The sequence below is a fragment of the Gilvimarinus chinensis DSM 19667 genome, assembly GCF_000377745.1.
GTDB classification, from domain to species: Bacteria; Pseudomonadota; Gammaproteobacteria; order Pseudomonadales; family Cellvibrionaceae; genus Gilvimarinus; species Gilvimarinus chinensis.
This window is the reverse complement of sequence record NZ_KB898709.1, coordinates 270,190-292,663: the sequence shown is the minus strand read 5'-3', so window position 1 is coordinate 292,663 and position 22,474 is coordinate 270,190. Positions and strand designations below refer to the sequence as shown.

General features: G+C 51.7%; 21 protein-coding genes. 14 read left to right on the top strand and 7 right to left on the bottom strand.

All coding sequences use genetic code 11. The features are described from left to right. The first annotated feature begins 28 nt into the window (after positions 1 to 28). Positions 29 to 1,093 carry a DUF2157 domain-containing protein gene (locus D568_RS0112850; RefSeq protein WP_020210016.1) on the top strand — a complete coding sequence of 355 codons (1,065 nt, stop codon included), beginning with the start codon at positions 29 to 31 and terminating at the stop codon, positions 1,091 to 1,093. After that, positions 1,090 to 1,896, top strand: a complete 807-nt coding sequence (locus tag D568_RS0112845; protein ID WP_020210015.1) for a DUF4824 family protein — start codon at positions 1,090 to 1,092, stop codon at positions 1,894 to 1,896. The genes D568_RS0112850 and D568_RS0112845 overlap by 4 nt, the downstream gene beginning before the upstream one ends. A 187-nt stretch (positions 1,897 to 2,083) precedes the next feature. Here the strand turns inward: D568_RS0112845 and D568_RS0112840 are convergent, their stop codons facing one another. From D568_RS0112840 to D568_RS0112830, 3 genes are all read right to left on the bottom strand, one after another. Continuing rightward, positions 2,084 to 2,425 carry a hypothetical protein gene (locus D568_RS0112840; RefSeq protein WP_020210014.1) on the bottom strand — a complete coding sequence of 114 codons (342 nt, stop codon included), beginning with the start codon at positions 2,423 to 2,425 and terminating at the stop codon, positions 2,084 to 2,086. A 1-nt stretch (position 2,426) separates the two neighbouring features. Continuing rightward, a complete protein-coding gene (locus tag D568_RS0112835; RefSeq protein WP_020210013.1) occupies positions 2,427 to 3,224 on the bottom strand; it encodes a transporter substrate-binding domain-containing protein in 798 nt (265 codons plus the stop codon). A 475-nt stretch (positions 3,225 to 3,699) separates the two neighbouring features. After that, the gene (locus D568_RS0112830) at positions 3,700 to 4,380 is read right to left on the bottom strand and encodes a TrmH family RNA methyltransferase (RefSeq protein ID WP_020210012.1); all 681 of its coding nucleotides are present in this window, start codon (positions 4,378 to 4,380) and stop codon (positions 3,700 to 3,702) included. 64 nt (positions 4,381 to 4,444) lie between these two features. Between D568_RS0112830 and D568_RS0112825 the strand changes: the two genes are divergently transcribed. Both D568_RS0112825 and D568_RS0112820 read left to right on the top strand, forming a co-directional pair. After that, the gene (locus D568_RS0112825) at positions 4,445 to 4,672 is read left to right on the top strand and encodes a hypothetical protein (protein WP_020210011.1); all 228 of its coding nucleotides are present in this window, start codon (positions 4,445 to 4,447) and stop codon (positions 4,670 to 4,672) included. A gap of 2 nt (positions 4,673 to 4,674) precedes the next feature. Beyond that, on the top strand, positions 4,675 to 5,478 hold the full coding sequence (locus D568_RS0112820) for a sulfite exporter TauE/SafE family protein (RefSeq protein WP_020210010.1): 804 nt from the start codon (positions 4,675 to 4,677) through the stop codon (positions 5,476 to 5,478). Between the two features lie 3 nt (positions 5,479 to 5,481). Here D568_RS0112820 and hemH read toward each other — a convergent pair whose 3' ends face one another. After that, positions 5,482 to 6,498 carry a ferrochelatase gene (hemH, locus tag D568_RS0112815; protein ID WP_020210009.1) on the bottom strand — a complete coding sequence of 339 codons (1,017 nt, stop codon included), beginning with the start codon at positions 6,496 to 6,498 and terminating at the stop codon, positions 5,482 to 5,484. Between the two features lie 142 nt (positions 6,499 to 6,640). On the opposite strand from hemH, the gene D568_RS0112810 reads away from it, so the two are divergent. After that, a complete protein-coding gene (locus D568_RS0112810) occupies positions 6,641 to 6,997 on the top strand; it encodes a thiol-disulfide oxidoreductase DCC family protein (protein WP_020210008.1) in 357 nt (118 codons plus the stop codon). Further along, positions 6,987 to 7,286, top strand: coding sequence for a DUF6482 family protein (locus D568_RS0112805; protein WP_020210007.1), 300 nt, complete (start codon positions 6,987 to 6,989; stop codon positions 7,284 to 7,286). The genes D568_RS0112810 and D568_RS0112805 overlap by 11 nt, the downstream gene beginning before the upstream one ends. A 110-nt stretch (positions 7,287 to 7,396) precedes the next feature. Here the strand turns inward: D568_RS0112805 and D568_RS0112800 are convergent, their stop codons facing one another. Further along, positions 7,397 to 8,524, bottom strand: coding sequence for a PQQ-dependent sugar dehydrogenase (locus D568_RS0112800; RefSeq protein WP_020210006.1), 1,128 nt, complete (start codon positions 8,522 to 8,524; stop codon positions 7,397 to 7,399). 143 nt (positions 8,525 to 8,667) lie between these two features. Between D568_RS0112800 and D568_RS20110 the strand changes: the two genes are divergently transcribed. The 5 genes from D568_RS20110 to D568_RS0112770 all read left to right on the top strand — a co-directional run bounded on the left by D568_RS20110 (position 8,668) and on the right by D568_RS0112770 (position 13,131). Next, positions 8,668 to 9,990, top strand: coding sequence for an endo-1,4-beta-xylanase (locus D568_RS20110; protein ID WP_020210005.1), 1,323 nt, complete (start codon positions 8,668 to 8,670; stop codon positions 9,988 to 9,990). A 106-nt stretch (positions 9,991 to 10,096) separates the two neighbouring features. Further along, a complete protein-coding gene (pip, locus tag D568_RS0112790) occupies positions 10,097 to 11,068 on the top strand; it encodes a prolyl aminopeptidase (RefSeq protein ID WP_020210004.1) in 972 nt (323 codons plus the stop codon). Position 11,069: 1 nt separating this feature from the next. Then, positions 11,070 to 11,507 (top strand): D-aminoacyl-tRNA deacylase, encoded by a 438-nt coding sequence (gene dtd / locus D568_RS0112785; protein ID WP_020210003.1) that lies wholly within the window; start codon positions 11,070 to 11,072, stop codon positions 11,505 to 11,507. Between the two features lie 46 nt (positions 11,508 to 11,553). Continuing rightward, positions 11,554 to 12,417 carry a TraB/GumN family protein gene (locus D568_RS0112780; RefSeq protein ID WP_169334800.1) on the top strand — a complete coding sequence of 288 codons (864 nt, stop codon included), beginning with the start codon at positions 11,554 to 11,556 and terminating at the stop codon, positions 12,415 to 12,417. Positions 12,418 to 12,567: 150 nt separating this feature from the next. Continuing rightward, on the top strand, positions 12,568 to 13,131 hold the full coding sequence (locus tag D568_RS0112770; RefSeq protein WP_020210000.1) for an HdeD family acid-resistance protein: 564 nt from the start codon (positions 12,568 to 12,570) through the stop codon (positions 13,129 to 13,131). Between the two features lie 76 nt (positions 13,132 to 13,207). Here D568_RS0112770 and olsF read toward each other — a convergent pair whose 3' ends face one another. Together olsF and D568_RS0112760 are read right to left on the bottom strand one after the other, a co-directional pair. Continuing rightward, positions 13,208 to 14,926, bottom strand: a complete 1,719-nt coding sequence (olsF, locus tag D568_RS0112765) for a bifunctional ornithine lipid synthase OlsF (protein WP_020209999.1) — start codon at positions 14,924 to 14,926, stop codon at positions 13,208 to 13,210. Between the two features lie 86 nt (positions 14,927 to 15,012). Next, entirely contained in the window at positions 15,013 to 16,149 is a 1,137-nt protein-coding gene (locus D568_RS0112760; protein ID WP_020209998.1) for a hypothetical protein, read from the bottom strand. 95 nt (positions 16,150 to 16,244) lie between these two features. On the opposite strand from D568_RS0112760, the gene serB reads away from it, so the two are divergent. The 3 genes from serB to D568_RS0112740 all read left to right on the top strand — a co-directional run bounded on the left by serB (position 16,245) and on the right by D568_RS0112740 (position 22,237). Next, positions 16,245 to 17,462 carry a phosphoserine phosphatase SerB gene (serB, locus tag D568_RS0112755; protein ID WP_020209997.1) on the top strand — a complete coding sequence of 406 codons (1,218 nt, stop codon included), beginning with the start codon at positions 16,245 to 16,247 and terminating at the stop codon, positions 17,460 to 17,462. Between the two features lie 887 nt (positions 17,463 to 18,349). Further along, on the top strand, positions 18,350 to 20,524 hold the full coding sequence (locus D568_RS0112745; protein ID WP_020209995.1) for a KAP family P-loop NTPase fold protein: 2,175 nt from the start codon (positions 18,350 to 18,352) through the stop codon (positions 20,522 to 20,524). Between the two features lie 84 nt (positions 20,525 to 20,608). Next, complete coding sequence (locus D568_RS0112740; protein ID WP_020209994.1) at positions 20,609 to 22,237, top strand: P-loop ATPase, Sll1717 family; 1,629 nt, start codon at positions 20,609 to 20,611, stop codon at positions 22,235 to 22,237. Positions 22,238 to 22,474 lie beyond the last annotated feature (237 nt).

Genomic DNA, 22,474 nt, shown 5'->3' with positions numbered 1-22,474 from the left:
CATATTGGCGCTCAAAAGGAGTCAGACTATGGAAAAGATTAACCGCGCCGAGGCGCAGGCCCGCGCCGACGATATTCACGCCTTTCGCCGTGAGCTGAGCCGACTTTCGCCGATGGTCGAGCTCAGCCAGGCGCAGCACGTCGCCATTGAGCAGTATCACCGCGAGCAATTACAGCAGTTGCAGCAAAGTCACGATGTCGACCTGGCTGAAGGTGCTAAGCGTTTGAGCCTGGGCATGCAGGTGGTGAGTTTTTTGGGCGCCTGGGCGCTGGCGGCCAGCGTATTTTTCTTTTTCCAGCAGTATTGGGGTTTATTGGGCACCGCGTGGCAAGTATTGGTGTTAGTGGCAGCGCCACTGGTCAGTTTGGCGATGGTGATCGCTATTGCAAAGCGCGATGGACAGGCGCGCTACTTTGCCAAAATTGCCGCCATGATCAGCTTTGCCTGCTTTGTTATTAACCTTGCTCTGCTGGGGGTTATGTTCAACGTAACGCCCTCACCGGCGGCGCTGGTGATGTACAGCTTATACGCCGGGCTGCTGGCCTACGCGCTCGGTATAAAACTGTTGCTGGCGGTGGCAATGCTGGCTTTGTTTGGGTTCATCGGTGCGCAAAGCGCGACCTACAGTGGCACTTACTGGCTGTCGGTTGGAGAGCGGCCGGAGCATTTTATTTTGCCAACTCTTGCGCTGTTTTTCTTGCCATCGGTTATTTCACAGGCTCGCTACGACGGCTTTGCCAGCATCTATCGTGTGCTGTCTCTTGTTGCCTTGTGCACGGTGATTTTGGTGTTGTCCAACTGGGGGCGGGCCAGCTATTTACCTTGGGGGGACGACGTTATTGAGGGCACATACCAATTGCTGGGCTTTGCGGTCAGTGCCGGGGCTATTTTGCTTGGTATAAAGCAGGGTTGGGCAGCGGTTGTGGCCACCGGCAATGTGTTTTTCTTTTTGTTTTTGTACACCAAGTTTTTTGACTGGTGGTGGGGTTGGCTGCCTAAGTCGCTGTTCTTTTTGCTGTTAGGGCTTACCGCGATACTGGCACTTGTGGTGTTTACACGGTTGCGCAAACTGGCGGCCGGGGGTGAGCTATGAAGCTTTTGCGTTACGCTGTACTGCTGGTGTTGGGCGTGAATGCCTGGGTGTTGGCGCAGGTAGTTATTAATCGATTTGTGGGCGAAGCCGAGTACTTTGAATTGACCGAACGCGAACTTGCCATGTCCGCCAAATACGCACACGACGCCAGTCGCTCTTTGTATTTGCGCTGGCAGGGTAATGCAGCGGGCGGTGGCTATTTCGGGAACCGTGCGGTGGCGCTGAGCGACGCGTCATTTAATGCCCTGGGGTTTTCTGCTGAGGTTTGCCAATCCCATCGGGATACTCGTACCGGTTATGTATTATTGGTTTTGGACGGCGAGCCTTATTTGACGCTGTTGGCGGCGTACCGACAAAAACTGGCAGAGGCCGAGACACTTGCGCTCAGCGGTCGCGAAGAGGATGTAAACGCTTTGGAGCGAGCTCGGCGTGAACTTATTAGCCAAGAGCAAGGGGCCTCGCGTTTGATCGCTGTAGATGCCGCGCGCACCGAACGTGAATTGGCTGAGAAAGCCCAGCAATTTGTTGGACGCAGCCTGATACTGCCTGCTAACCTCTCCCCGTCGGATTCGTGCATTACTAAACGGGTGAGGGTTCGTCTTACCGGCGCTACCAGTTACCATTTATCTCGCGCCAAGGCACGCCGACTGGCTATTAGCCCTAGTGCGGTTCAGTACAATAAACCTATGGCCAAACCTCGCTATCGCGCTACGTTGGCGGTGGGGTCGTTGGGGGTGCCGTGGGTAGAGAGCGTAAATCGTTGCGACGGCGATGAGTGCTATCGTCAACCCGGTGTGCGGTAGATTGCGCTGATTTACTGCCTCGTCGCTCATGAAACTCTGGCCAATATCCGCGTACGATTAACTCGATATGGCCATTGTCGGGTAATCGCGTTTGCCACGCTAAGAGGTTCTATATTACCGAGAGTTGTCGTACTGCTGAGCGTCGTAAAACAGTCATAAAAAAGGCGCCGTGTGGCGCCTTAATCGTTTAAAAGCTGAGCCTAAACACCGTTGCGGGTTCAGGTTCGGCCATATTGCCGCGCACCTGGATGCGGTCGTCGGTGTTGCGAATTTCCTCCAACACCGGGTCGTAACCAAACTGCATACGGCTTTGCATTTTTTCGCGGGTGTCGTCGCTGATTTGCCAGCGCGGTGTGGTATCTGGAATTTCCAGCTCGGGCGCTTTTTGTCGCCAGCCCCGCGCTTGCACAACCACCTCTTCTACCACACGGTCGTCGTAGGCAGAGGTGGTTCCAGAGTCCTGCGCTGTAGCGGCCAAGGCAAAGGTTATGCTGGCCACGCTAATCAAAACACTGTCTTTAAGCGCCATGTTATTGCGCCTCCCGCCACTCCAGGCTATCGAACCAGTAGTCTTGGGTGGCTGGCAGCCAGCGGTCAGCGGTGCGTGCCGTCACCCATGCATTTAAGAAGTTTAGCAGTGCCTGATCGCCTTTGCGCACGCCGAAAGACACTTTGTAGCTAAGCAGTGGCTCGGGTAAAGGCACGTCGATAGTGTCGCTGTTATCCAGAGCGAAAAAACGCACCACGGCCTGGCTGGCCACATAACCGTGCGCTTTACCTTTTAATACCGCCGCCTCGGCTTCTTTAGCGGTGTCAAAGGTTTGGATTTTGGCTTTTTTGAACACCGACGGTGCCAGGCTGGCGCCAATGCTGTCGTTTACCACGGCAATGGTTATTTTGTCGCTGTTAAGCTCAGCCAGCGAGTTGATGTGTTTGGTTTTTTCGATGTTGGTGGCAAGACCAACGCCGGACTCTGAGTAGGGGTTAGAAAACTCCAGGCGCAGGGCGCGCTTTGGGGTAACGGCAAGGCCGGCGGCAATTACGTCAATTTCGCCTTTGTCCAGCGCGGGCATAATGTCTTCCCACTCGTAGACTTTAATGTCTGGGTTAACCCCCATGTCGGTGGCAAGCTTTTTGGCAATGTCCACATCAAAACCGCTGGTGTCGCCTTTTTCGTTTTGAATGGCCCAGGGTGTGAACAGTGCCACACCCACGCGCAGGGTGTTTTTTTCCAGCACCTTGTCCAAGGTGTCGGCTTGAGCCTGCACAGTAAAAAGTCCGGCGATCAGCAGACAGGCGCCTGCAAAAATCTTTGCCACAGATGTCATGAGTTACTCCGTTATTTATTCAGTAAAAATCCGAGGTCGATACTATTACACGTATGGGGGGAATACCACCTTGGCGGTGGTTTGGTGTGTCTGTGTCACTTTTGGTCGAGGTGAGCCTCGTTTTGAGGGGTGATCTCTATTTAATTGAACTACAGGCGTGGAATTTATAGGGGGTTTGCCCGATTACGACTGAGCCGAGTGGAGGCCGATTTTAGGGGGTGAGCGCTCTGGATGAGCGCGAAAGGTCTAAGCGCACATGGACGTGCGATTTAGACCGACCGCTAAAATTGGCTGGAGGGAGGGCACCACGAAGGGGCCAGTTGTTGGGCGAGGTTTTTGGTTACTTTTTGCCGCAAAAAGTAACTCGCAACGCCCGGCGACACGGGCTTATAAAAAGAAATCCGGTTTTTCACATTGTTTCGAATACTCGTGGGCTGAAGACGAACCGGCCTGTTTACAACAGCTAATAAAAATATCAATCAAACGGCCTTCGGTATCTTTCATCCTGCGGTGGGATGATATCGCCGTCTTCGTCCATGTCGGGGTAGGGGAGGTTGTGTTTGCGGCAATACTTGACCATTTTCGGGTGCATCCATTCGAACAGGGTGGTCCAGTAGTTATCATCTTCTTCTACGGGGCGTTCGTATAATCCCGCTGCGGTTCTTTGTTGCATAGCCGTTTGCAGGATAATGGCGGCGGCGACGCTGACGTTGTAGCTCTCTACCAGGCCCATGTTGGGGATGGTGAGGTGGGCGTCAGCTTCGCGGGCGGCGTAGTCCGACAGGCCGCGTTTTTCAGCGCCCATAATCAGCGCAAAAGGGCGGGTAAAGTCTGCCTCGCGGTAGTCGATGGCGCGATCAGACCAGTGCGCCGCATAGAGTGTAAACCCCTGTTGGCGCAGCGCGCTGCAACCGTCTTCAATGGTGTCGTGTACCGTTTGGCTGGTAAACCGGCCAATGCCGCCGGCGGTGTTGTGGTACACCAGGTGGCCGCGCTCGGGACGCACCATGTGAATGTGGCCAATGCCGGCGGCTTCGGCGGTGCGTAAAATGGCAGAGATGTTCTGCGCTTTGTGGACTTTGTCGGTCAGTACGGTCATATCCGGCTGACGTTGGCGCAAAGCTTTTTTAAAGGTTTCGAAACGCTCGCGGCTCATGGTGTTATCCGGGCAAAAAAGGCGTCATTATAGCGGGGCCGCTGAGCAAATCGCAGGAGGTAGTATGAAAGCGTCCGAGTTTTTGAAAAAGTACGAAAAAGAACAGCAGGATAAAGAGTCTGAAGACCACTCCCTAGAGCACAATGCCCGTGAGCGGGCGGCGCACTTGGAAGCCGGTTTAAACGTTGGCTCTCCCTACGATTGGGAAGACCTGGAAAAATACAAAGCCGAGCTGGCGCGCATGGAGCGCGAAGGGCCGGGTAAATCGAAAGACGATCAACATAAGGGTTAACCATGGAATGGTGGTGGCTGTTGGCCTACCTCGCCCTGGGCGGGGTAACGGGTTTTTTTGCCGGGCTTTTGGGTATTGGCGGCGGCGGTATTATGGTGCCGATTCTCGCCATGTTGTTCGCACACCAGGGCGTTGCCCCCGAGCACATTGTGCATTTTGCGCTGGGCACCTCTATGGCGGCTATTGTGCCCACGGCGGTTATTTCGGCGCGCGCTCATCACCGGCGTGGCTCGGTGAACTGGACGGCGGTTAAGCAGTTAACCCCAGGTGTCTTGCTTGGCACCTTCGCCACCACCTTTATTGCCTCGCATTTGCCCACCGTATTCTTAGCGACTTTTTTTGCTGCATTTATGGTGTTTATTTCCTGGTATATGGTGTTTGGTCGCGCCCCTGCCGCTGACCGGCAGCTGCCCTCGGCGCCGGCCATGTTTGGCGTGGGCAGCGGAATTGGCGGTGTTTCGGCACTGGTGGCCATTGGCGGTGGTTCGATTACCGTGCCGTTTTTAATTTGGTGTAATCAGCATCCGGCCAAGGCGATAGGTACATCGGCGGCGGTGGGCTTGCCCATCGCTTTGGCGGGCAGCATCGGCTATATCATTAATGGCTGGGGCGCCAGTGATAGCCCGCTGGCGTTAGGTTATGTGATTTGGCCGGCGGTGGTGGCTATGGCGTGCATGAGTTTGCTCTCAGCCCCGCTGGGGGTGAAAGTGGCGCACCGCATTTCGGTGGCGCGCCTGAAACAGGTGTTTGCGATTATGATGGTGTCGCTGGCCATCAAAGTGTTGTTTGATGTGTGGGGCGGTTAAGGTTTACAGCCCCGCGTTTTCCAATGTGTCCACCAGCGCGTCAATATGATCCTCACGGTCGTTCAGCGCGGGAATATAGTGATAAATCTCGCCCCCCGCGTCGGTAAACACTTCGCGGTTTTCCTCTTCTAACTCTTCCAGTGTTTCTAAACAGTCAGCGCTAAAAGCTGGGCTTACTATGGCGATGTGTTTTACCCCTTTCGCTGGTAATGACTCCAGGGTTTTATCCGTATAGGGTTTCAGCCATTCGGCCTTGCCAAAGCGCGATTGGAACGTGGTTATACAGTCGTCTGGATTGAGCCCCGCTTTTGCCGCGGCTATGCGGGTGGTTTTCATGCAGTAGCAGTAGTAGGGGTCGCCTTTTTCCAGGCAGAATTTGGGGGTGCCATGGTAAGAGAACACCCATTTTTGCGGCGCGCCGTGTGTGTTGGCGTGCTCTTTTAAACTGTTGGCTAAGGCATCGGTGTAGCTCTCGGATTCACAGTAACCGCTGATAAAGTGCAGTTCTGGCACCCAGCGCCACTGCTGCAACTCACGACTCAGTGCATCGAAAGTAGAGCCTACGGTAGAAGCCGCATACTGGGGGTACAAGGGTAAGACAATTATTTTTTTCACTCCTGCGGCCTGCAGTTGTTGCAGGGCGCTGGCAATGGATGGGTTGCCGTAACGCATGCCCAGTACGACATGCGCTTTAGTGCCAATGCGGGCGGCAATTTTATCGCGCTGTTTTTGGCTGATGACCAACAGTGGCGAGCCTTCATCAGTCCAAACGCTTTGATAAAGTTTGGCTGATTTTTTGGGGCGGGTGCGCAAGACAATGCCGTGCAGAATAATTTTCCAGAGAATACGCGGTATTTCGACAATGCGCGGGTCGGATAAAAATTCGCCCAGGTAGCGGCGCAGTGCAGGGGCGTCGGGCGCATCCGGTGTGCCGAGGTTGGTCAGCAGTACGCCCACGTGTGGTTGTTCTTTAACGGTGTCGTGGGCATTGTCAGTAAGCGCTTTAAATTTCGCTGGCATAGGTTGCGTCCGATAATTTTTCTGCTAAATGTTAATGCAAGTAAGCGTTAATTCTACCAGTATGTTCACGTTTAAATGATCGGTAAGTTTTAATACGCAGTATAAAAAATATAAATCACTCTTTTGAAAAAATGGCGATGCAATGAAGGCCACACTTTATTATGACGGCTACTGCAGTTTGTGCACTCGCGAGATGCGCTGGTTAATGCGCATTAAATCCGCCGAGCTGCAGCTGGTGGATATTCATGAAGCGAAGTTGTCTGCGTATCAGCGGCAGCAGATGTTACGCAACCTCCACTTGCAGTTTGCGGATGACAGTTGGGCCATAGGGCTTGAGGCCAATGTTGCTGCCTGGAGTTACACACCCATTGGTTTTCTGTGGCGGCCGCTGTTGTGGCCGGGTATTCAGACAATTGCCGACAGCGCCTACCGATATTGGGCGAAACGGCGCGTTCACCGTTGTGACTGGATAGAGGCGAGGGTTTCCGATGAGCACTAAATCGCGAGCATTAATTCTGTCGCTGACCGATTGCTCCCACTATTTGGCCGCCTGGGGTCATGAGACGCAGGGCGAAATGCCCGATTGGCGAGTCGTGCAAGGTCAAGCCGGTAAGCCCAAGCGTTTTCCGAGCCTCCTGGCGGCTAAATGCTGGTGGGCGGGGCAGGGCAAAAAAGAAGCCTGGTTGGTGATGCAAAGCCCTTACGATGAAATGATCGGCAATCAAGGCCCTGTGCTGGATGAGATGAAACTGGTCATTGATGCCGATCAATGCGGCTGGCTGAGCTGATGGTTTTTTTCAGGGGTTGAGCCGTTACTCTTTTACCCCACGTCTTTTATTAACGCCACCGCGACACTCACTGTGCTTGTCGAGGTGGCGTTAGTGCTATCAGCCCTTAACTAATCTGCCGGTGTAATGCGGATAATTTTTCCGTCCGAGGCATCGGTTAACAGGTATAAATAACCATCCGGCCCTTGCACCACATGCCGCAAACGCTCGCCCAGCTCGTCGGCTAACAGGCGCTCTTCGTGCAGAACCCTTTCGCCTTCAACGTCCAGGCGCGCAAGGGTTTCGGCCCGCAGACTGGCGACAAATACATCACCTTGCCAGTCCGGGAATACATCGCCGGTATAGAACGTCAAGCCCGCCGTCGCCAGCGAGGGTAACCAGTAGTAAACCGGCGTTTCCATGCCGTCTTTTTTGAAGCCTTCACCGATTTTTCCTCCGCCGTAGTTTTCACCGTAGGTAATAACGGGCCAGCCATAGTTCAGGCCAGCGCGATCGATATTGAGTTCGTCGCCGCCCTGGGCACCGTGTTCGCCACTCCACAGCTCGCCAGTCTCTGGGTGAACTGCAGCGCCCTGCATATTGCGATGACCGTAAGACCAGATTTCGGGCAGAGCACCCTCAGTATTCACAAACGGGTTGTCGGCGGGAATACTGCCGTCGGTATTAATACGGATGACTTTCCCCAAATGATTGTCCAGTGTTTGGGCGTCATCTTTATGGCTGTAGCGATCTCCCAGCGTTAAAAACAATGTGCCGTCGTCTTTAAACACAATGCGCGAGCCAAAGTGGTTGTTACTGTTTACTTTGGGCTGCTGGCTAAAAATGCGTTGCAAATCGACCAGAGCATTGCCGTCTAGCTTGGCGCGAGCCAGAGCGGTGCTGTTGCCGCCATCGCCGGGCTCGGAATAGCTGAAGTAAATCCAGCCGTTGTTTTCATAGTCCGGGTCCAGGGCGATGTCCAGCAGGCCGCCCTGGCCGCGGCTGAAAATCTCGGGCAGACCGGTGATAGGCTCACCCACCTTTCCATCTGCCGAGACTTTGCGCATGTCGCCCACACGTTCTGTTACCAACATGGCGCCGTCGGGCAAAAAGGCCAGGCCCCAGGGGTTTTTGAGCCCTTCGGCGACGGTTTCAAGCTCGATTTTGGCGCGCTCGGTGTCGATGGTTTTAGCCGCGAGGGGCGTACAGACACTGATAGCCAATAAGGTGCAGGCACTGATCAACGGTCGTAATTTCATAAGGCATCCTGTCGGTTAAGTGTTGGCGATTGAGTGAAACGCAGATACGCGCTATTATGGTCTTTGTGACTATTTGGCTGCTGGTAAAGGGGTAAATAGCCAAAACAAAAATAATCAATAACCATAATAACGCAAGGTGAACCATGAAAACGAACCTTCAATACGCCACGCTCATTGCCTTAGTTTCTGCACTCACTGCCTGCGGCGGCTCGGGTGGCTCTGGCGGGGGCGCTGTGTCCTCAAGCAGCGTTGCCAGCGAGTCTTCCAGCTCGGTCAGCTCCGTATCCAGTAATTCAGAGTCCAGTAATTCAGAGTCCAGTAATTCAGAGTCCAGCAGCTCGGAATCAAGCTCGGAATCCAGCGCCAGTGAATCCAGCTCTAGCGATGCGGCCAACACTAACCCCTGGCAAGTCTCTACCGAGCATCTGTACCAGCATGCCAGTTTTCCGGTGGGTGTGGCCGTCAGTGCCGGCAACGAAAGCTACAGCCTGTTTGCCGACAGCGCAGCCGGTGAAAAGCGCCGCGATATCGTGACGACACACTTTTCCAACATGACAGCGGGCAACATCATGAAAATGAGTTACCTGCAGCCTAACGAGGGGCAGTTCACTTTTGCCAATGCCGACGAGCTGGTGAACTTTGCCGCAACGAATGGCCAAACCATTCACGGTCACGTTTTGGTGTGGCACTCCGATTATCAAGTGCCGGGGTGGATGAAAAACTACACCGGCGATTGGGAAACCATGCTGCGTGCACACATTAACGGTGTGGTCACCCATTTTGCCGCCGATGGCACCGTGCCCAGCTGGGATGTCGTAAACGAGGCGTTTAATGACGACGGCAGCTACCGCGATGGCGACAGTGTGTTTTACCAAAACATGGGAGAGGGCTATATAGAAATTGCCTTTGACGAGGCGCGCAAGGCAGACCCCAATGCCGAGTTGTACTACAACGACTATAGTCTCGCCCAGGGCGGTGCCAAGTTAAACGCCGTGCTGGCGATGGCCGAAGATTTTATTGCGCGTGACGTTCCCATCGACGGTATTGGTTTTCAGGGGCACATTCAAATCGATTGGCCAAGTACCAGCGCCATGGAGCAAAGTTTTGCGGCCGCCGCTGCCACAGGCTTAAAAGTGCGTTTAACCGAGTTGGATATTCCACTTAATAACCCCTACAGCAGGGGCTACGATTACCCCGGTAACTACGAAGCGGAGTTTACCGCCGAGCTGGCCGCCAAACAAAAACGCCGCTACTGCGAGGTGGTTACCGCTTATATGAAGGCGGTGCCCGAAGCGCAGCGCGGTGGGGTCAGCGTGTGGGGTATTGAAGACCCAAGCTCGTGGTTAATCAGCCTGCTGTTTGAGAATCAGCACAACGATTGGCCGCTGCTGTTCGACGCCGACTACCACGCTAAACCCGCGTTAGATGGTGTGGCCGATGCGCTGAGCGGGCAGCCCTGCTCGTAAGCAGCGCTGTGCGGCAAATTGTCGATTAGGCGGCGTAAGGTCTCCCTTCACCAGAGTATGTGTGCTAACTTGACGGCTTCTAAGGATAAGGTCAGGTTTAGCGCACATGTTGATGTTCTACCCCGAAATTAAACCCTTTGCCCGCCACCAAATTCCGGTGGATGCTCCTCACGAGTTATATGTGGATGAATCCGGCAACCCGGACGGCATTCCGGTGCTGTTTGTGCACGGTGGCCCCGGCGCGGGCTGCGGCAAATACGACCGGCGCTTTTTTGACCCCGAGCGCTACCGCATTATCCTGTTCGATCAGCGCGGCTGTGGCCGCTCTACCCCCCATGCCGAACTCGAGGGCAATAACACCCAGGCGCTGGTCAAAGATATTGAAACCATCCGCACAAGCTTAGGCATTGATCAGTGGGTGCTGTTTGGCGGCTCTTGGGGCTCAACCCTCAGCCTTGTTTACGCCGAGACCTACCCAGAGCGGGTTATGGGGTTGATTTTGCGCGGCATTTTTCTCTGTCGTGAAAAAGACCTGCGCTGGTTTTACCAGGAAGGCGCCAGCTCTATTTTCCCCGATTACTGGCAGGATTTTTTAGCGCCCATTCCCGCCGATGAACGCCACGATTTAATGCGCGCCTATTACAAGAAACTGACCGGCGATAACGAGCTGCAAAAAATGTCGGCCGCTAAGGCCTGGTCATTGTGGGAGGGGCGCTGCGCTACCTTGCGCCCCAATCAGGACGTAGTGGATGCGTTTTCCAACCCCTTCAAGGCGCAGGCACTGGCGCGCATTGAAGCACACTACTTTGTGCACGGTGCTTTTTTGGATGACAACCAAATTATTGATAACGCCCATCGCTTAGCCGGTATTCCGGGGGTGATTGTGCACGGTCGTTACGACATGGTGTGCCCGCTGGATAACGCCTTTGCGCTGCAAAAAGCCTGGCCCGAAGCCGAGCTGAATATTATTCGCGATGCCGGTCACGCTTCCCGCGAGGCCGGTATTGTGGATGCACTCATTCGCGCCACCGACGACCTGGCCCGTAAGCTGGGTAACGACACCGATAACCTGGCCTGATATGCGCGGTTTAATTCAGCGTGTCAGCAGCGCCTCGGTGAGCGTGGCGGGTGAGTGCATTGGCGAAATCGATCAGGGGTTGCTGTTGCTGTTAGGTGTTGAGCGCGAAGACACCCGGGCCAGCGCCGATAAGCTGTTAAAAAAGCTACTCGCATACCGAGTGTTTTCCGATGCCGAAGGCAAAATGAATTTAAACGTAGCCCAAATAGAAGGCGGCGTACTCGCGGTGTCGCAATTCACTCTGGCGGCTGATACCAGCAAAGGGTTACGACCCGGATTTTCCACGGCGGCCAGCCCTGACCTTGCCCACGAGCTTTACGATTACTTTGTCGAGCAGTTGCGCAGCGCTCACCCCAAGGTGGCTACGGGCCAGTTTGCAGCCGATATGCAGGTGGCTTTGGTGAACGATGGGCCGGTCACTTTTTTACTCTCGTCCTAACGTTACCATCGCCAGATTCACAATGGCTTTTATTCAAGGAACCCTTATGCAAAGGATTATTCAGTTTGGCTTGTTGTGTGCGTTTGCCATCAGTTGTCGAGTCAGTGCCGAGGCGATGGTGTGGGAAGTCACCCGCGACGACCATCGCGTATTGTTAGCCGGCACCATTCACATGCTCAAAGCGTCCGACTACCCGCTGCCAGTACAATATCAACGCGCCTTGGCCGATGCGCAAACCGTGATTTTTGAAACCGATATGGACGCGGTGCAATCCCCCGACTTTGCCATGCAAATGTCGCAGCTGATGATGCTGCCCTCAGGTAGCAGTTTGCAAAGCGTACTCAGCCCCGAGGTCTACGCCGAGCTGAGCGACTTTGCCAGCGCACGCAACTTACCGCTGGCGCCCCTGCAACCCTTTAAACCTGCGTTTGTGGCGTTAACCTATTCTATTTTAGAAATGCAGAAACTCGGGTTTACCGAAGGCGTGGATGTGCGCTATTCGCGCCTGGCCAAAGAGCAAGGCAAGGCCCTGGGCTGGCTTGAAACACCACAAGAGCAGTTGCAATTTATTGTCGCCATGACCGAGCTGGATGCCAACGAGTTTATGCGTTACAGCCTGGAAGATTTACAGCAGCTGCCGTTGATTATGGACGACATGGTCAAGGCGTTTAAAACGGGCAACGATAAAGCCCTGTTTGAACTAGGGGGCGCGCCCATGCAGGAGTATTCCGACAAGCTTTACAACACCATCGTTCGAGACCGCAACCGCGCCTGGACCACCCATATTGATCAGTACCTGACAACGCCTGAAACCGAGTTGGTTATGGTAGGCGCCCTGCACCTGGCGGGGCCAGACAGTGTTATCGACATGCTGCGCGCCGAAGGCTATAAAGTAAAACGATTCAAATAAAGCTAACGCCCTGCCAATGCCGTTAGCTTTGCTGGCCCTTGGTTTTACCCGCTGAGGTATTGGGCGTTGGCCAGTGTTGTAGAAAGATCATGCAGGTAAACAAGTAGAAAACTAACCTTGATGAAAGGGATACCAACCAGGAGCACAGCCATGACCATTGAAAACCTACCCCTCACACGCGCCATCGCCGCCAATTGGTGGGTGTTGTTACTGCGCGGTTTGTTTGCCATTGCTTTCGGTGTTTGCGCCTGGGTGATACCGGGTGTGTCCTTAGCGGTGTTGATTATTATGTTTGGTGCTTTCTCGCTGGCCGATGGTGTGGTGGGTGTTTGGATGGCGTTTTCCGGGCGTCACCAAAATGATCACTGGTGGGTCTTGCTGTTGTGGGCCATCAGCAGCTTGGCGGTGGGTTTATTTGCACTGTTCGCGCCGGGGGTTACGGCGGTGGTGTTATTGTGGTTAATCGCCGCCTGGTCTATTGCCATTGGCGTGTTGCAAATAGCGGCGGCGATTCGTTTGCGCAAAGAAATTCAAGGCGAGTGGCGCTTGGTATTAAGCGGGTTGTTGGGGGTGGCCTTCGGCGTGGTGTTATTTGCCTGGCCCGGCGCTGGCATTTTGGCGTTGCTGTGGTTGCTGGCGGCCTTTGCGTTTGTCGTGGGTGTGCTGCTGGTGATTTTGGCGTTTAAGGTGCGCAGTTTTAAAATGTCAGCGTAACCCGCCGCTCTCGCGTCAGGTTACGCTGACATTTAGCCGGTTTTTTTCTCTCTGTGCCGTAATACTATTTTGCGCATTAATTCTCAATGCCCAAGTACCGCTTCTTTTTGTTGGCTTTCATTAGCGTTAAGTCGCCCATAAATAAGCCGTCCAGGCAGTTGCCGAAGTCGGAGTCTACACTGAAGGCCAGTAAGCTGTAGCCGCCCGCTTCGTAAAGGGCGGCGTATTGTTTGTATAGTGTCGGCAGCTTGTGTCCGGCTTCGGTAAACTTTTTTTGCAGCAGGCGGAAAGCATCGTCTTGATCCAGTGCGGCAAATTCCTCATTGATGGTGGCGAAGGCTTCGGGCTCGAGTAAGTGCGGGTGCGTTGCCTGGGCAAGGGGTTTTTGGGTGCGGTAGTAGCGCTCGTAAAAATAAACGGTGAGGTCGCGCAGCGCTTTGGGGTATTCATCGCTCATGCTTACCGGGCCCATGACGTAACGCACTTGCGGGTTGTGCTGCAAATAAGCGCCCAAGCCCTGCCATAAATAATCCAGGCTGGCTTTGCCCCAGTATTTAGGGTTTACAAAACTGCGGCCGAGTTCTACGCCCTGCTCAAGATACGGAAACATGTCCGGCGTGTAGTGAAACAGCTCGGCGGTGTACAAACCTTCAAGGCCATGCTCTTGCATCAGGCGGCCACAATCGGCAATGCGGTAAGCGCCCGCCAGGGCCAAGTTTACATCGTCCCACAAAACCAAGTGGCGGTAGTGGTGGTCGTATTTATCCAAATCGCGACGCGCGCCTGTGCCTTCGCCTACCAGGCGAAAGGTGTGCTCGCGCAGGCGGCCAATTTCTCGCAGCACGGTTGGGTGCGCTTCGTAATCGCACAGGTAGATTTTGTTGTTGTCTGATGTTGTGCCCAATAACTGCGCCTTGGCTAACTCGGCGCGAATGGCACCGCGCTCTTCCGGGTGAGCGATGGTGCGCTCGGTAACAAACTGGGTGCTGCGTTTTTTGCGCAGTTTGTAAACGTGCTTTTTCAACCGCTTGATCAGCGCTTTGTCGGCCAGCTTATCGGTTTGCAGCTCCGCGCAGGGAATCATCTCGCCTACGCGAATACGAATTTCGGCGGATTGTTTTTTAAACATCTCCCTCGCCAGCAAAGCGGTGCCGAACGGCTTGTAAAGCATAGAGGCGGAGTAAAACAGCAGCGAGTTTTTCGCCTCGATAAACATGGGCAGAATGGGCGAGTTGGTTTTGCGCGCAAAGTGCAAAAAGCCGGCGTGCCAGGCGCCATCGCGAATGCCTTTGGGGCTGGCGCGCGACACTTCTCCGGCGGGAAACACAATCACCGCCTGCTCGCTGTTTAGCGCATCGACAATGGCGCGGTAGCTTTTGCGGTAAGCGCCCTGGGTCATGTTATCCAGCGGTAAAAATACATTGTGCAGGGGCTCAAACGTCATCAGCATATCGTTGGCAACAATGCGTACATCCGGGCGCACTTCGCTTACCATGCGTAACAGGGCCAGCCCGTCCAATGAGCCAATGGGGTGGTTGGCAATAATGACCACGCGGCCGCTGGCGGGAATGTTGTGACGATCGCGGGCGCCTGCGCTGTAGGTAAAATTAAAGTACTCGAAAATTTGATCGATAAAATCAATGCCCCGCAGGCCTTCGTTACTGCGTAAAAATTGATTGATTTTTTGCTCGTGGGTGAGCTTGCGCAGCAGGCTCAGGGTGGGGCGGCGGATAATGGGTTTGGTGGTGGCAAAGCCCGGGAATTTATCGGTAACCGATTGTTCGATGTTCAGCATAGCGTTTTACCTGACGTGTAAGCCCCAGCCGGTGGGGTATGTTGCAGGTAACGCTAGTGCCAAACAGTGACAGAACTGTGATGCTTTTATGACCGCCGCGTGACAGGCAAGGCCATTAATTGCGTTTGCTGGCGCTCTAATAATGCCTTGTAAGGCGGTTTGATTTCTTCCACCAATTGCGCGTCGCTTAAGCGAATGTAGCCCGACAGTGCGCTGTCGGAAATCGCATCCGATAACCAGATTTGATAGGGCTCAAGCGCTGGGGGCACCTCGCCGCCAGACTCGCTGATACTGGCGGCCAGTTTCAGGCGCGGGCTGTCGCCGGCCTCACTTAAGCCCACGGCCAACTGGCTGATGCAAATACCGTAAAAAATGGCGTTTTCGCGGGTATCGGCCGTGGCACACAGGCGCAGGCACGTATCGTCAAACGATTCCTGGTGCCCGGTGTACAGTGCCAGTATGCCCTGCAGCTGTTGCTTAAAGCGGCTTAAGCGCAACTCGTAGCCCTGCTTGGTCAGCTGTTGTTGCAGCGCGGGCAGGTTTAAAAAGTGCAGCTCAACCTGTACCGCGTAATGGGTGGGTGCCTCTTCCTCGGCGTTCTCCTCGCTGGCCAGCAGCTCGTCTTCATCGTCCATGGCGAAGGTTTGCTCCGCCACCAGGTTATTCTGCTCTGTTGGGTTGGGTGCAGGCTTTTGCTTTACTCGGGGTGGGCGGGCTTTGTACACGGCAATGTAGTGTTCACCGAGCCAGAGTGCGCCAATGCAGCCCAGTACCGCCAGGCTCCAAATCCATAAAAAGCTGCCGTATAAATGGTGTACGGGTGCCAGCGCCAAGGTTACCGTAAGGTGGCCCGCAATATGAGTGTCGAGTGTTATGGGGGCGGTAAAGGATGCGGTTGAATGGTCAGCCGCCACATTGCCATTGCCCGCCTGTACCTGCAGACGGTTTTCTACATCGTGGATGCTAGCGCCGTGTACCGAAGGTTGCTCGGCAAGAGACTGTAAAATCACTTGCAGGCTAATCATGTCCTGCGCCAGCGCGGGCTCAATGGCTTGAAACGCGGCGCGCTCGGCCATGGCCTGTCCGTACCGGCTGGCCTGGGTGTTTTGCTGCTGTTCGGCATAGTGCAGCGTTAAGCCGGCCCCCAGTAAACCCAGGGTGAGCAAGATAAGGGAGCAGAAAAAAAGTAAGGGGCGGCGGATGCAATAATGGTAAAGGCTCATTCCGTGTCCGGGCAGATCAGATTTTTGCGCATTCTAACGCAAATGATAGACGCTGCGCGTTATAATGCCCCCTTTTCGGACAGCAGTCAGTTATTGTGAAGCAAATACTCCTGATCAACGCCGTCGGCGCCGACCAGCCCGGCGTCACCTCTGCCATCGCTCAAGTGCTCAGTCGCTATCAGGCCGCCGTGCTCGATATCGGCCAGGCCGTTATCCACGACAGCCTGACTCTGGGCATTATGGTGGGTGTGGATACCGAGCAAGTGAAAGAAGAGCACCTGCTCGCCGAGCTGCAAAGCGCTACCGTCGAATTGGGTATCGACATCCGCTTTACCCCCATCGGCCACGACAGCTACCAGCACTGGGTTGAACAACAGGGCAAGGCGCGCTACATCGTCACCTTGCTGGCCCGCGAAGTGACTGCCGGGCAAATTGCCGACTTAACTCAGGTAACGGTCAAGCACGGTTTAAACATCGACAACATCAGCCGCTTGTCGGGCCGTATTTCGCTGGCGGGCGAGGGCGAAAAAAGCAACGCCTGCGTCGAGTTTTCCGTGCGCGGCGAGCCGGCCGACCGCGAAGCCTTGCGTCGCGACTTTATGGAGCTGTCCACCCGTCACGAAGCGGACGTTGCCTTTCAGCGCGACACCGTTTATCGCCGCAACCGCCGTTTGGTGTGCTTCGATATGGACTCCACCCTGATTGAAGCCGAAGTCATTGACGAGCTGGCCAAAGCCGCTGGCGTGGGTGAACAGGTGGCCGAAATCACCGAACTGGCCATGGCTGGCGAGCTGGACTTTAACGAAAGCTTCGCCCGCCGTATGGCGCTGTTAAAAGGGCTGGACGAAAGTGTACTGGCCAATATTGCCGAAAATTTGCCCGTTACCGAAGGCGCGGCAAAGCTGATCAGCAGCCTGAAAAAACTCGGCTACAAAACCGCCATTCTCTCCGGCGGCTTTCAATACTTTGGTGAATACCTGCAAAAGAAACTGGGCATCGATTACGTCTACGCCAACACCCTCGATATTGTCGATGGCAAAGTCACCGGCGAAGTAAAAGGCGAAGTGGTTAACGGCGAGCGCAAAGCCGCGCTGTTAAAAATGCTTGCCGAGCGCGAAGGCATTACCGCTGAACAAACCATCGCCGTAGGCGACGGCGCCAACGACCTGCCCATGCTCGCCGCCGCCGGTTTAGGCATCGCGTTTCGCGCCAAACCTTTGGTAAAAGCCAGCGCAGAGCAGGCGATTTCAACGTTGGGGCTAGATGCGATTTTGTATTTGATGGGCTTTCGCGAGCGGGATCAGATTTTGTAAGGTTGATGCGCGCTGCGCGCGGGTGTTGGTTTGCCCGTGTCGCCGGGCGTTGCGAGTTACTTTTTAGGGGTAAAAAGTAACCCAAAACCCTGCCCAACATCTGGCCCCTGCGGGGTTCCCTCTCTCCAGCCTATTTTAGCGGTCGGTTTAAACCGCACACAGCCCAGGCTGGCCTCTCTGTTGCCTTGCAACATTCACCTTCTCCATGTGCGCTTAAACCTTTCGCGCTCATCCAGAGCACTCAACCACTAAAATAGGCCTCCGTTCGGCTCAGATGTAATCGGGCGCAACCCATTCGAGTTCGTCGCTTGTTCAGCATTTCGCTATTCTTTTACGTTGATCCGTCACACGTTAACCCGTTGCCAAATGGGTCGACCTATGGCACTCTTTTCCTCAAGTGTTTTGTGGTGTTGATCGGCTTGTTTAAGTCGCATTAAGTCCACATCTGGGCCAGCGGAAAGGTAGGGTAAACAGTGCATCGGGAGTGATGTGCGAGCACTTCTCCCTTCTTTTTTGAAATCCCATACATTTTCTAGGCACGCTATGACGTGTTCTAAGCGATTGGTTTTTGGTTATCAAAGCCAGTGTTGCCGTAGAAAGTGAGCCGGCTCACTTTGTTTTTCCAGTTTGGCTGATATTGCTGGAACAAAAGCGATACTGTTCAGCTGTTTAGAGCGTAAAGCTAAGGCTCTCAAGTAAGAGTGATACATTGCCAGTGTGAAAGTAAGACGGCTTCTTTACAAACTACAATAAACGCGCCAAGTGGCCACTAATATGAGAGTTATGAAAGGCTTGAAAGCACTTTTTAAAAATTTTCTAGGGAAGATACATTGCCAGGCGTATTTTTCAACTCGCACATTAATAAGCTGTTAGGCCTCAGGAAAGATATGGAAGATAAAAACTACTCCTCAGATTCACCTATACGCGAGCAAGAACAGGATAGATTTTCTCGCTGGAGCTTTTCCGAGAGGGTAGCTCAAGTAATATCAAAGCGAAGTGACCCAAGCAGTATAGTTATTGGACTCTATGGTATATGGGGCGATGGTAAAACATCCGTGCTCAACTTTATTGAAAAATCACTGGATTCTGATGACAACGTAATATGTATTAAGTTCAACCCTTGGCGCTTTGGTGCAGAGGAAGAACTGCTAACAGGTTTCTTTTTTGATATAGCTGAAGCTCTAGATGCAGAACTAATAAAAACTGGAGATAAGCTTAAGGATATCGTTAAAAAGGCGGCTCCTGGTGCTGGAGCACTTATGGGTGCAAAGGGGGCAGGAGATGCTTTTGGTGCTTTCATCTCAGGGCCAGATATAAATGAGCTTAAGAAAAGAATAGAAAATGAGCTGGAAACAGCTCAGAGGCGAGTCCTTATACTAATCGACGATGTTGATAGGCTAGAAAAAACAGAAATTCATGCACTGTTTAGACTAGTTAAGCTAACTGCTGATTTTAAATATACATCATATATCTTGGCATTTGATAAAGATGTTGTCGCTGCATCCTTGCAAGACCGCTACTCTAGTACTGCTGAGAATGCAGGAGAGGCATTTCTAGAAAAAATTATTCAAGTTCCCTTACATTTGCCGGCCGTTGAAAAGAAGGTCCTTCGAGAATTTTGTTTTCAAGGAGTGGATGAAGCAATAAATATTGCGGGGATCACACTCTCACAGCAGCAAGTTCAAGAGTTTGTTCGTGACTTTAGCTCTGCATTCGATGATTGCTTAACCACTCCAAGAAAAGCCAAGCTATATGGGAATACATTAATGTTCTCTTTGCCTATCTTGCAAGGAGAAGTAAACCCTGTAGATTTAATGCTTGTAGAGGGCATAAGGGTCTTTTGCCCTTCGTTGTATGAGGTGCTAAGGGTAAATAAGTCGCTATTTACAGGTACTTTTCGGGATAGCTATTACTCGAATAATGATAATGAAAAAGATCGTATAAAAAACCTTGTAAATGATGCCCTTGATGCTGGCAAGAACATCAATAAAGCAGGTTTTATTGAGCTGCTAAAAAACATGTTTCCTAAACTTCAATCCGTCTACGGGAACATGAGCTATGGATCCGATTGGCATGAGAAATGGAATAATGGCCAAAGAATTTGCTCTGAAAATTATTACTCAAGATATTTTACTTATGCCATTCCGAGAGGTGATATATCTGATCAAGCAATCCAAGCTTTGTCTGACGAAAGTGAGAAGTGGGGAGTGGAACTTGATAGAGAAAGCAACCCCTTGAATGAAATTCTAACCCCCGCTTCATCGGAAACATTAATTAAAAAATTGAGGCAAAAATCAGGCGAAATTAGCGCTGCTGCCTCAATTGCACTTGCTGTAGCGATAACACAAAAGAGTGATGAGATTTCAAATCCAGAGGTTTTGTATAGTTGGACGACTCCCTTTTCCCAAGCAGCCATGCTGGTTAGCGATCTGATCCAAAATGTGCCGAAACCAGATCGAACTGACTTGGCAAAAAAATGCATCGATATTGCACCTATACTTGAGTTCAAGCTTGAAATATTTAGATGGTTAAAGCGAGAGGATGAGAACAAACCTGAAAAAGATGCGTTTTCTGAAGCAAGGATAGATGAAATTGGGAAGCACTTGGGAAAAGTAATAGCTGATGAGCTTAAAGACCAAAAAGATATAACACTATTAGCGCCTACATCGATACCAACAATATTTTATACATTGAATAAGTTTGTTGAGAAAGGCTACGTTAATGATTACGTGGATGGATTGATCTTAAAGGACCCAGAGTCTCTAATTAGAATAATCGACTCGTATGTACCAACAGCGTGGGGAATGGAGTCCGGTGTTTCTCACAAGTCGGATTTTGAAAGGGATCAATATAACAGCTTAACTGGTGAGCTAGACGCCTCAACAGTTTTAAGCGCAATCGAAACGTACTTCCCCCAAGCAATGAAAGTCTCTGATGACTTCCCCAGATTGTACGATGATGCAGAAAAAGGTCTTCTATTCTTGGAGCAATTTGTATGGTTGCATCAATACGCTCTACGTGAATCAGAAGATACGGACAATGAGAGTGACGAGAAGACCTAACAAGGCGCTGCTACGGAAAATTTACTCGCTGACGCTCCTAAATTTCCGCAGAGCGCGGCGTTATGCGAAAAATGAGAGTTATTCATGGATTCAGAGATAATTATAAAAAAGGGCCTAAAGTTAGGGGAGCTGGACGCAGAGGCGGACTCTGATTTGTTGGATTCCTGTTTTGTAGATAATGGCCAGTTGGACGAACTTCTTGATATAGAGTCTCCTTCTTCAGTAATACTGGGGAGAACAGGTGCTGGTAAAAGTGCGCTGCTATACAAAATTTCCACTGAAGTTGAATATTCCAGTTTTTTAGATCCAAATGATATTTCTATAAGGTTTCTTGAGCATTCAAATATTGTTCAGTTCTTTAATGAGCTTGGGGTGAAACTGGATTTATTCTATCGAATTCTGTGGAGACACATTCTTACAGTTGAACTCTTAAAGCTTCGATATGGTCTGCGAAGTGAGACAGATAATGATAGCTTCTCTCGATGGCTTAACAGTTTGGTATCAAAAGATCGAGTTAGGGAGCGCGCGCTGAGTTATTTTAAAGAATGGGGAGATAAATTCTGGTTAGAGACTGACGAACAGCTTAAACAGCTCACTACTAAATTTACTGATGACGTTAAGGCTAAACTTGGGGGGAAATATAAAAATATAGAAATATCTCTAGAAGGGGCGAAATCATTAGGTGAAGAAGTAAGAACAGAGATCAAGTCGTTAGCGACTCAGGTGGTTAGCGGAATACAAATACAAAGACTGAACGAAGTTCTGGATCTTCTAGCTGAAAATTCGTTTGAGGACAAGCAGAAGCGCTACTACATACTGATAGATAAATTAGACGAAGATTGGGCGGAAACTGAGACTCGATGTAGGTTTATTCGAGCTTTGATCGAAGAGACCAAGAGTTTACGTCGTATACCTCAAGTAAAAATTGTAAGCGCTCTAAGAAGAGACCTTTTAGACCTGGTTTTCGATAATACTCGCGATTCAGGTTTTCAAGAGGAGAAGTATGAGGCGTACTTGGTCCCACTATCATGGTCAAAAGAGGATCTGAAGAATTTACTTTCGTCTCGAGTGGCTGAGGTTTATAAGCGACAGTATACAAAGCAAAGAGTAATGTTTAATGATGTTTTTCCAAAGTCTCAAAAAGGTGGCAGCGGAGAATCAGTACATTACATCATTGAGCGTACTCTATTTCGTCCGAGAGATGCTATTCAGTTCGCTAATGAATGCTTTAGAGTGGCATTTGATAGGCCGCGTATATCATGGCGGGCAATTTATGCTGCTGAGGCGAATTATTCCAGCAAGAGATTGAAGTCCTTAACCGAAGAATGGTCTGAGTACTATCCCGCATTAGAGCATACCGTAGAAATTTTGAGGGGGTTGAAAGTTCCGTTTACGAGATCTTCCCTGTCTGGAGACAGGCTTTCAGAAATAACAATGGATCTTCATGAGGCTGATATAAAAGACCAGTGCGCCAAAATAGCGAGGCAAATGTATTCTGCAGAATCGAAGCTTAGTGAGGCTGATATGGTTTCTCAAATATTAATATGTCTTTACCATGTTGGGGTTATTGGTATCAAAATAAGTACGTTAGATACGTATATTTGGTCTCATATAGATCAACCTAGAATTAGTAAAAGCGAAGTTAAAAGAGCAAATCAAATTGTTATTCACAAGATGTTTCGCCATGCACTCGAAATTCATGAAAGGGCATAACAAAGCCAAGCACAATCGCCCAATGCAAAAAACCGCATTGGGCTGGACCTTGCTATCGCTCGGCCTGTGTTGGCGGCGCTATAAGCACTAAAACTATGCTCCTTGTTTTTCTATTTTTTGTGTCGAGTATCATTGCAGATGGAGTTCTTTTTTCAGCTATGAAGGAGCAGGAGCCCGATTTATATGAAAAGCTGGGAAGTCCAGGGCTCTTCTCTTTGTCAATGAACCCGTTGGTCA